The organism is Streptomyces sp. NPDC001393, assembly GCF_053597455.1.
This window is the reverse complement of sequence record NZ_JBSFIH010000113.1, coordinates 1-10,415: the sequence shown is the minus strand read 5'-3', so window position 1 is coordinate 10,415 and position 10,415 is coordinate 1. Positions and strand designations below refer to the sequence as shown.

The 10,415-nt window shown below is 67.1% G+C and carries 6 protein-coding genes and 1 pseudogene; 5 read left to right on the top strand and 2 right to left on the bottom strand.

Translation table 11 applies throughout. The annotated features are described in order from the left end of the window. Positions 1-96: 96 nt before the first annotated feature. Positions 97-295, bottom strand: a pseudogene (locus ACWC2T_RS45145) (helix-turn-helix transcriptional regulator). 1,568 nt (positions 296-1,863) lie between these two features. Between ACWC2T_RS45145 and ACWC2T_RS45140 the strand changes: the two are divergent. Next, positions 1,864-3,765 carry a hypothetical protein gene (locus ACWC2T_RS45140; RefSeq protein WP_450676105.1) on the top strand — a complete coding sequence of 634 codons (1,902 nt, stop codon included), beginning with the start codon at positions 1,864-1,866 and terminating at the stop codon, positions 3,763-3,765. A gap of 233 nt (positions 3,766-3,998) precedes the next feature. On the opposite strand, the gene ACWC2T_RS45135 is transcribed toward ACWC2T_RS45140, so the two are convergent. Further along, complete coding sequence (locus ACWC2T_RS45135; protein ID WP_450676104.1) at positions 3,999-5,996, bottom strand: MMPL family transporter; 1,998 nt, start codon at positions 5,994-5,996, stop codon at positions 3,999-4,001. Between the two features lie 289 nt (positions 5,997-6,285). On the opposite strand from ACWC2T_RS45135, the gene ACWC2T_RS45130 reads away from it, so the two are divergent. From ACWC2T_RS45130 to ACWC2T_RS45115, 4 genes are all read left to right on the top strand, one after another. Next, positions 6,286-7,824: a cytochrome P450 gene (locus ACWC2T_RS45130; protein WP_450676103.1), complete on the top strand. Its 1,539-nt coding sequence runs from the start codon at positions 6,286-6,288 to the stop codon at positions 7,822-7,824. A 3-nt stretch (positions 7,825-7,827) separates the two neighbouring features. Continuing rightward, positions 7,828-8,280, top strand: coding sequence for an SRPBCC family protein (locus ACWC2T_RS45125; RefSeq protein WP_450676102.1), 453 nt, complete (start codon positions 7,828-7,830; stop codon positions 8,278-8,280). 30 nt (positions 8,281-8,310) lie between these two features. Further along, positions 8,311-9,363, top strand: a complete 1,053-nt coding sequence (locus ACWC2T_RS45120) for a methyltransferase (protein WP_450676101.1) — start codon at positions 8,311-8,313, stop codon at positions 9,361-9,363. A 70-nt stretch (positions 9,364-9,433) separates the two neighbouring features. Continuing rightward, positions 9,434-10,294 (top strand): SDR family oxidoreductase, encoded by an 861-nt coding sequence (locus ACWC2T_RS45115; protein ID WP_450676100.1) that lies wholly within the window; start codon positions 9,434-9,436, stop codon positions 10,292-10,294. Positions 10,295-10,415 lie beyond the last annotated feature (121 nt).

Here is a 10,415-nt window from a genome sequence, read left to right as displayed (position 1 = left end):
ACAGACCGTCAGGAACCAGCCGCTGCGACAGATCGACACCCACGAAGAGACATCATGCCGCAGCTCGCACCGTCACCACGTGAGACAACCTCTAACTCATCGCCAAGTATCAGAATCTCTTTCGCACATATCCCACCAGGCATCCAGGTCAGCGCGGCGACAACGGAGTTCCACCATTGGGCAGCTTGATCATGTGGGGCGCTTGCCCGCGAGCGCGCATTCGATAGAACGCTGACGGACTCATACGGATCTCCGCCAGAACCTCGGCGAGCTTCAGCGCCGGAGGACGAGCCATGCAATATCACCTTCACATCGGGAGGCTTCATGCTGGAAATCCAGACCCACATCGGTGCGCAACACTGCTCTCCGACTCTGCACGAGCACACATCGCGGTGTGGACGACAAGACGCAGCTAAGCAGCATCGGTACATACAGTGAGGAATTTCCTTACGGCATAAAGATGAAGCCACCCGCAAGATCTTGCATACGAGCAGCGATAGCCGTGGGCATGAAGGCGCGGTCATTGATGTAGCAGCAGGTGGCGCGCCGTCCTAATACCTCCTTGGAATACGACGGCACTGCCAACTGCGTCCGCCACGGCTCCACCGCCAAGCACAGCCGAGTGCGAACTCCCCCAATGGTCTTCACGATCGTGCTTTTGGCCAACCGCCGATCATGGTCTATATTCCGCTCGCCTCCCCACCCGAGTCCCGTCTCTGCTACCCGTCACGGCGACAATCGGTGGGCGCTCTGGCTCTCCGATCCGAAACCGGGAACTGTGCCACGCGGAGATGCTGGCATCTGGCAACAGCGACACGACCTGGTCTGCCAACCTGCTGTCGGCTTACGCGCGTTACCTTTCGGGGTCGCTCTGGACTATGGGCAAGAGTGGGCAGTCAACACGGCGCCCAAGCTGCGTCAGGGCCGCCCCGAAGAGACCGGTCACGCAGATGCACAAACAGTCGAACGAGGCGAGGGAAACCCCGATTGGGTATGAGCAGCCCACGCGCTGAGTACACCAAAAGCACGGAGGGCCGGGGCGGTGATGCAGGCAGATCGGCTTGCATGGTTGGACAGATGAACCTCCTTAAGTCGGCCCTGCGAGACCGAGTAACGGGCTGCCGACTGCTGCGGCGGCTGACCTGGCGGCCCACAACCCCGGCCTTCTCTCGCTGACCTGGTGTTTCCCTGGAAGTTGTACGTTGACATGGTGCCGGAGGAGGTTCCAGTCCGTTGGGGGGCTTTCCCGTCTGCCGAAGGCGAACTCCCATATCCGCCGGCGTTGCGCATCTACAACGTCCCCGGGAATGAGGTCGGTTCGTGCCTGTTGCTGCGAGTTGAGCGTTGTCCGGATCGTGCGGCACGGAGCGATGGAACTGGCTCCCCGTCCTCAAGTCGTGTGCTCGAGTCAGGCGCCGTCGTACACCCAGGCTCCGCCCCTCTGCTTCGCGGCGAGTATGCCTGCCGAGATCCGCGGGCTGAGGGCACCCACCCCGACCACCTGCGCCAACCAAATCCAGGTCCTGATCTTGCCCAAGCCTCGAACCTGAGACCCGGACCCGACGGGGATGGCGATGCTGGCGCTGTCCTCCTTCGCCGCGGAGTGGCCGGCCTGGACCACCGCGCAGGCCGAGGCGATGGGCTCCCGCCTGCGGCAACTCGCCCCTGCCCCACAGCCCCTCCTACCGAGGTACGGCTACCCCCGGACTGTGCTCACACCCGATCACGGCGACGGCACACGGCAGAACCCTCTCGCGGTGCCGCCACCGCCTCACCGACTCCTGTACCCCAGCCCCCAGCCTGGCACCGAACGGGCCGATCCTCGCAGGCCAGCAGCACGTCCACGCCCTGCTGCGCTCAGGGATGTCCGACCCCGAGCCCGCCGTGCTCGCGCTGCGCGAGATCTACGCCCTCGCCTGGCGGGCGCTGAAGGGGCTGCACCTGCTTCCCGGCCAGCGGCCGCCCATCGTTGACCAGGTCGTACGCGACTGCGGCGGAGAGCCGCAGCCCTTCACCGACCGCAAGATGCCTGAACGCCCCGAACAGGTGGCCGTGGGAACCGCAATCGCTGTAATCGCCCAAAATCCCCACCACCCTGCCTCAGGAGAGGTGTTCGACTGGATCCTTCGCACCGACTGGACGATTTCCGGCAGGGACGGGCACCAGCAGGGTCACCGCATCGAGCGCTGGCAGCCGGCCGGCCCACGGCTGACCGCGCGGGTCATCACCTCGCTCGACGACACGATGAACTTCCACCAGCGACTGCGCTTTTCAAGCGCCGCACCCCAGCCGTCATGGGCCGCCCTGTCGACGGACCAGGTACGCAGCCGCGCGGCCATGATCCCGGCCCTGCTCTGGCCCTCCTGGACCATGCGCCTGCTGCCCACGGATCTCACTGACCAGACTCTGCCCCACGCCTTCCGCGCCGCATGCAGCACCTACCTCCTCGTCCCCGGCACCCGCCTGGCCTTCACCGAGGCCGGAGAACTCCTCGGCCACACCACACCCCGCCGCGACCGCAGAATGATCGACCGCATTGACTGGCCCGCAGCCCTCACCGCGCTCGCGTCCGCGCTGGCACAACTCGCTCACCGGCTCGATGCCCACGGCAGCCCGATCAACTACGCGCGCCGGCGCCGCCTCCTTACCCTCGACGCTCTGCGCATCGACCGCCGCGCCTGTGAACGTCTGTTTCGGGAACACGGGTGGAAGCCGGGCCCCGGCCGGGAACGCCACATGCGCGCCTATCTGCTGCATCTCCTGGGCGTCGCCACCGGTACCCGCAGCGTCGACGACAGCATCACGTACGTCAACGACTACCGCAGGTTCGTCTTCACCATGCCCGCCTGGCTGCGCAGCTTTCTGCTGGACCAGGCACAAGCCACCCTGGCTGAGCACGGCATCAGCGAACCTGTTCAGTGGGAGCCACCCCGGCGCTGGGTCACCGACGTGGCCATGCCCGGAGTGGAACCCGACGACGTCGACCGCACCGGCTTCCGCGACACGATCGCCGTCCACAAAACCCCGGCAAGGACGGCCGCCGCGCTCGGCGTACCCCCGGAACACGTTCGGCTCTTCGCCTCCCTGAGCGGCCTGACGGCCCCCGAGCGACAACTGCCACAACGCGCGAGAGGACGCCTCGTTCCCCGCCAGGGTGACCTGTCGCCCGACCGGCTCCGACACCTGTATCTCGACCAGGGGCTGTCCTACCAGCGCATCGCCCAGGACATCGGCTGCAGCAGCACCGTCGTCGTCAACGCCCTCGCCCACGCCGGCCTGCTGGAACCCCCATCCCGCCGCCCCACGATGGTCACCCGCGCCTGGCTCGCCAAGCAGTGCACCGTCCGGAACAGAGCACTCCGCGGCATATCCAAGGAATGCGGACTGCCGGTCCGAGAACTTCGCCGGATGGCCGCGCAATGGGGCATCCCCGCCTGGACGGACTTCGATCGCCCGCTCCCGGCCCAGTTCACCTCGCTTCCCCAACCACTGGTACCCGACCTCCACCGGGTCCTGGTCTCCACGAACGGACCGGACAACCTCCGGCTCATCTGTGCCCTCCCTTCCATGCCGAGCCTGTCGGCCGCTGAACGAGCCCTCGGCAGCCCAGGAATCAGGCACCACCTCCTGCGGATCGAGCGCATGGTCGGCTTCACCATCATCGAACGCACCCGCCCGCTCACGGCAACACCGCGCGGCCAGGTGTTCCTGTGGCGAGCCGTGCAAGTCCTCGTCCGTCCTTCAGAACCCAGGTCACTGGACTAGCAAACACGGAACCGGCCTGGGCTGACGGCAACCGCCTTGGAATCAGGCGATGCCAGGCCCGCGCTGGGTGTCGCGGCGACCGATGAGGAACCAGAGCAGGCTCCCCAAGAAGCGAGCCATAAGGGCGAAGACGAGCCAGATCAAACAGTGCGGTGGGCTGTCAGCAGGCCGGGGCCGGACAGGGGAAGCGCGCCTCACGACCGTTACCTCCTCCCGACACAATCGGTTGCAGTTCACGGATCTGCTCCTGGAACCTCCGAAGCGCTGGCCAAGTCGCGCTGGCAGTGGCTCTGAAGGGGCAGCCGCCTCGTCCGGGCGCCTTTTCTCCACGGCTGCCACCAGTTTGCAGGCCCCAGGACCGTCATCACGGCAGGTACCAGCACGCCGCGCACCAGAGTGGCATCCACGAGCACGGTTACGGCGGTACCGAGTCCGACGAGTTTGAGGGCTGTGACGGAGGAGCCAGCCAGCGCGGCGGTCGAGCACGCTACGGCGAGGGCGGCTGAGGTCATCAGTCTGCCCGTACGACTGATGCCCTCAACGACGGCTGAGTGGTTGTCCTCGCTCATGTCGTATTCCTCTCTGATGCGGCCGAGTAGGAAGACCTCGTAGTCCAGGGACAGGGCGAAGGCGACGAGCAGGGTGAACAGCAGGAGGGCGCTGTCCAGGCTGCCTGTGATGGTGAATCCGCCGAGCTGGTTCGCCAGCAGGCCGTGCTGGAAGACTGCCACGAGGACCCCCAGGCCGGCGCCGAGGCTGACCAGTCCGACAGCGAGGGCCTTCACGGGAGCGACGAGACTTCGTGTGTGGGCACCGAGCAGGAGCCATAGTCCGCAGCACAGGATGAGCGCAACGGCAGGCAATGCCTTCTTCACGGCCATCCCCGTGTCGGCGCTTAGAGCTGCGGCGCCACCGACCAGAACATGCGCCGGGACTGGCAGCGACCTCACGGCCGCCACGAGCTCGTCGGCGTGCTCGGAACCCGGGGAGTAGGAGGTCTGTACGAGGACGACGGCGGTGCCAGTGGACGGTGAGCGCTGAGGAAGTACCTGGACTGCTGTCACGCCTGGGAGCCGAGAGATGGATGTCGAGTAGGAGGGCAGTGGGTCGGCTGGGCCGTTGCGGAGCTTGGTGAGGACGATGGTGATGGAGCGGTCCGGCCGGACCGAAAATCCCTCTTGGAACTGGGCGGCTGCTGTGGCTGCCGCAGATGTGGGCGGCAGCGTTCGTTCGTCGGAGGTTCCCAGCCGGGCCTGTTGGAAGGGCAGGGCCATCATGGTGAGGACGAGCGCCGCAGCGCCGCCGTACCGCAGGGGCCGGCGGCAGACTCGGTGGGCGGTGGCCCGCCAGAACGTACTGCCTGCGCCGGAATCTGATCGTCGCCATCGGTGCAGAGGGTCTCCCGCTTCGACCCGTGCGCCGAGAAGCGTGAGGCAGGCGGGCAGAAGGACCAGTGCCCCGATGGCTGCGAGGCCCGTCACCACGATGCCGGACAGTGCCAGACCCCGCAGCAGGGGCAGTGGAACGGCGAGTGCGGCGGTGAGACACACCATGACGGTGGCCGCGGAGAACAGCACCGAGCGTCCGGCCGTTTGCAGGGAGAGGGCGAGGGCCGTCCCGTCTGGTCGGCCGCGTCGCATTTCTTCGCGATAGCGGGCGAGAAGGAACAGCGTGTAGTCAACCGCGAGGCCGAATCCGATGGCCGCGGCGGCATTGACCGCGAAGACGGAGACGTCGGTGATGCGTGCGAGGAGGCCGACCACAGGCAGTCCGCACAAGAGCGTGATGCTGGCGAGTCCCACGGGCAGTAGGGCGGAGACGAGGGATCCGTAGGCAACGAGGAGGACCAGCATCACGAGGGGAGCTGACGTTGCCTCGGCGCGCATCAGGTCCGCGCTGACCTGGTCGTCGACTTGCTCTGCGGTCCATGCCTCGCCACTGATCTGGACTGTGGCGCCGGGCGTCTGTGACCGGATCTTTGGCAGCAGTTGTGCCGCGCTGCGGGCTCGCTCGGTCAGGGATCCCTTCAGCTCGACGTAGATGGCTCCGCTACGGCTGTCCCGCGATCGAAGCGTCTGCTCCCTGGTGGCCCAGTAGGAGCGCACCGAGCGGACACCGGCGTGTCGCGCCAGAACGCGGACTGCGTTGTCGGCCTCTGCGTGAACGGCGGAAGCGTCGATGGATTGTCCTCGCGGCGGGGTGAGCGTCAGGACGAGGTCGGCTGATGGCACGCCGAGCCGTTCGGCTGCCCGACGTGCCGCAGCAGCTTGAGTACCTGACGCGGCCGGTCCACTTGCAGACAGGCCGCTCCATGCCCATGGAGCGAGCGCAGCGGCGATGGCGATCGCGACAGCGGCATACGTCAGCACCGCCCAGGCGCGCGACGCCGACCACACTGTCATCTCATGCTTTCTCTGGCCCACGACCCGAGAACGAGGTCGCGGACGGATGGTTGCCCTGCGTAACTCTCGAGTGGGATGCGAACCGCTGCCCGGCTAGCCGTGCGCAGATGCCTGCGACATGCTGCTGCCCGCGTTCAGGCAGGCGCGTCAAGCTGAGGTGATCAGGATCAGCCTGACGCGCCCAGCGTTTCGCCTAACCCGCTGTGCCTTCTCGCCTAAAGTCTGGCAGGGCCAGCCGGGTGAATTCCCGGTTGACGTGCAACCTTCCAGCGGGCCGGTACCTGACATCGAGGCCAGACGACCCATGACGAAGCTTCATCCGCCTGTGGCGACGGCGCCAGGCTGCCTGCCGTTGCTGGGGCACCTGTTGCCGATGATGCGGCGCCCCGTCGAGTTCATGGAGTCCCTCCCCGAGCACCGGGAAGCCGTGGCGGTGCACTTCGGGCCCCAGCGCGTCTATGCCCTTACTTCAGCAGAACTTTGCCACAGGGTGATGGTGTCGCAGGCGCGTGACTTCGAACGTAGCGGGCTGTTCCGCAGGGGCGCCCAGCTGATCGGTGAAGGGCTGGCGACCACGGATGGCGCGGTGCACCTGCGGCAGCGCCGCCTCATGCAGCCAGCGTTCCATCACCGTCGCATGCCTGCGTACAGCGACATCATGACGCAGACCGTCGTCACCACGGTTGACGAATGGCGAGACGGCGAGGCCATCGAGCTCGACCGGGAGCTGATGCGGATCACCACCGCGGTGCTCGCCCGTACCATCCTCGGCGCCGATCTGTGCCCGTCGACGATCGGAACCGTTCAACGTGCGGTGCCTGCCCTGCTGAGCGGCGTCGTCCGCAGGACCGTCTCACCGTTCCCTTGGCTGGACCAACTTCCCACAGCGGAGAACCGACGGTTCACTGCCGCGCAGGCACAACTGCGCCGACTGGTCCAGAACGTCATCGCGGAACGCCGCGCCGACTCGCGGAAAAGAAGCGACCTGCTTTCCGCCCTGCTTGGCAGTAGCGACGAGCGCGGACAGCAGATGACCGATGACGAACTGCACGCCCAGGTGGTCACGTTGATGATCGCCGGGGCGGAGACGACAGCAGTCACCCTGGCCTGGCTCTTCCACGAACTGGGTCGCCACTCCCAGGTGGAAGGCCGCCTGCAGGCGGAGGTCGACGAGGTGCTTGGCGGTAGGCCCGCCACGTACAGCGATATCCCTCGTCTGCCCTACACCCGTCAGGTGATCAGTGAGACGCTCCGGCTGCACTACCCGGGCTGGATCGCCATGCGACGCGCAGTAACTGGTACCACCCTGGGCCCGCTGCGTCTTCGAGCGGGCGACGAGATCTGTTACAGCCCCTACAGCCTTTACCGCGACCCGGTCGTGTTCAGCGCGCCCAGATCCTTCGACCCGGATCGATGGTCGCCGCAGAGGGCAGGCCAGCCGCCCAGGACCGAGTTCTTCCCCTTCGGGCTCGGACGGCACCAGTGCATCGGCGAAGGGTTCTCCTGGAACGAGGCGATCATCGTCGCTGCCACCATCGTCGGCCGGTGCGTCCTTCGCCCGAAGCCGGGACACACCGTGCGCCCCGTTCTGTCCGTCGCGATGCATCCGAATGCTGTGCCCATGTCCGTCCACCGACGAGATCCCGTAGGCAGGTGAGGCATGCGCCGTTGGTGTGCGGACCTGACAACGAGGACCACTGCTCCGCCCTCGGTCGTCTACTCCCTGGTGACTCAGGGTGCGACCTGGCCGAAGTGGGCGGGTGTGCGTTCCTTCACTCTGGAACGCGCCGACGCGACGGGAGGCGAGGGCCCGGGCGCAGTCCGCGCTTTCCGCGTGGGGCCGGTCACCAGCCGCGTCGTCGTTGTCGAATGCGTCCCCCATCGCCGCTACGGCTACCGGCTGTTGTCCGGCCTGCCCGTGCGGGACTACCAGGGCGTCGGAACCTTCGCTCCCGGCGTGATCCGGTGGCGGCTCACGTTCACGGCACTCGTCCCCGGCACAGGATGGCTTCTGCGCCGCTACCTCCAGCACTTCGTCACCCGATTCCTTAACGGACTGGCGCACGAGGCTGAGAGGTCAGCGGCAGCAGCTGCGGGCCAGTCCAGAAACTGAGCGCAGCATGAACGAAAGGACAGCATCCACGTGCGTGTGAAGGTCATGGGAACCGGCCTGCTTCAACGCATCGCGGTCTCGACGAGGTTTGCTCCGACTCCGGCCGCCGAAGCCTTCGCCGGCATGGCGCTGTCCGCCGTGCTCATCACAGGCGTACGCCTTGGCGTATTCGACCGTTTGGCCCGGGGTGCTGCCGGAGCGGACGAGTTGGCGTTGGACCTGGGACTCGCCCCTCACTCCACCGCTCTGCTCGTCGATGGCCTGCATGTGTTGGGTTACCTGGTTCACCGCGGCGACGCCTACTCTCTCAGCGGCGCCGCCCGGCGGTGGCTCGACTCAGGGTCTTCCCGTAGCGTCGCGGCCTATGTCGCCAGCAACGCAGAGCACTGGGACTGGTGGAACGCCCTGCCGCAGGTCCTCCGTGAGGGGACCGGCGTCGACATCCACGGCGGAAGGCCCAGCGACGACGCCTTCTGGCAGACGTACATCAGCGGTCAGTACGACCTTGCCCGGCTCAGCGCGCCGGCAGTTGCCCGAGCCGTGCGCATGCCTGCGGGGGCACGTCGGCTGCTGGACGTCGGCGGCGGACACGGCTGGTTCTCCGCCGAGATCTGCCGCCGCCACGACGGTCTTCAGGCAACCGTCCTGGATCTGCCCGGCAGCGCAGAAATCGGCCGACGCGCCATGGCCGAAGCGGGCATGAGCGATGTCGTGCAGCACCGCAGCGGCGATGTCCGCTCCGCCGACGTCGAGAGCGATCACTACGACGCAGCCTTGTGCTTCAACCTGATCCACCATCTGCCGCCCGAAGACGTCACGGTTGTCTTCGACAAGATCAAGCAGTCCCCCCGGCCGGGCGGCCGGATCGCCGTGGTCGACTTGTTCGCGCGGCCTCGTCGACGCCGGCCCGATCAGTTCTCGGCATGCCTCAGCCTCTTCTTCCACGTCACGTCCAGCGTAACGATCCACAGCCTTACCCAGTTGAACGAGTGGCTGCGAGCAGCGGGTTTCCAGCGGCCACGACGGGTGACACTGCGCCGGGTTCCCGGTCAGGCCCTTGTGCTCGCCACCAAACAGGCATGACCCGCCACACCGCATCCATCCATGCGACGGTCGGCGACTGCGGTCCGGCCACCTGTCGAGAAGGGACGCCATGCACGGAACCGTCATCGTGACCGGGGCAACCGGAGGAATCGGACAGGCCACGTCCTTGCGGCTGGCCCGCCACGGACTGCGCGTAGTTGCGGGGACCCGGGATGAGGCGAAGGCCGACGCACTGCGCGCCCGCGCCCGCGAGCACGGGGTCTCGCTGCACACCGTCCACCTCGACGTCACCGACGAGACCTCGTGCAAGCAGGCTGTCGCGGAAGCACTCGACCTTGGTCAGGGACGTCTGTGGGCGGTGGTCAACAACGCCGGCATGGCCATGGGCGGCGCGGTGGAGGACATCAGCGACGAGGACGCGCACGACGTCATCGAACTCAACCTCATCGGTCCTCTGCGGCTGGCGCGGCTTGCACTGCCGCACATGCGCTCGGCCGGACGCGGCCGCATCGTCAATGTCTCCTCCCTCGCAGGCCAGGTGGCCATGCCCTTCATGGGCTGGTACTGCGCCAGTAAGCAGGGGCTGGAGGCCGCCACGCATGCGCTGCGCATGGAAGCCGCCCGCGATGGGGTGCGCGTGGTGACGATCCGCCCCGGCAGCTACGCCACCCATCTGTGGGATGGAGTGTTCTCCCGGATGGACGGCGAGGGGCCTTCCGCATACGCCGACTGCTACCGGCGCCTGTGCCAGGCGCAACCGCTCGTCCGCCGCCTGCCTGGTCCGGACCCGGTGGCCAAGGCCGTCGTGAAGGCCGTCACCAGTACGCATCCCCGCGCTCGCTACACCGTCGGGGCCGACGCGCGGGCCGGGGGCTTCCTGGACGGCGTGTCACCGCGCCCCTTGGCCGACGTGACCAAGCGGCTCCTCTTCGGACTGGCAGGCACCAGGAGAGGCGACACCGGGAACTGATCACACGGTGCGGCGGGCGGTCCGTACTGAGGTTCCCCCGACATGCGGGGCGAGGTGACAGCAGGTCAGATAGGGCTCATGAGAGGAGCTCTGACGATGCCTGCCCCGAGGAAGTACCCGC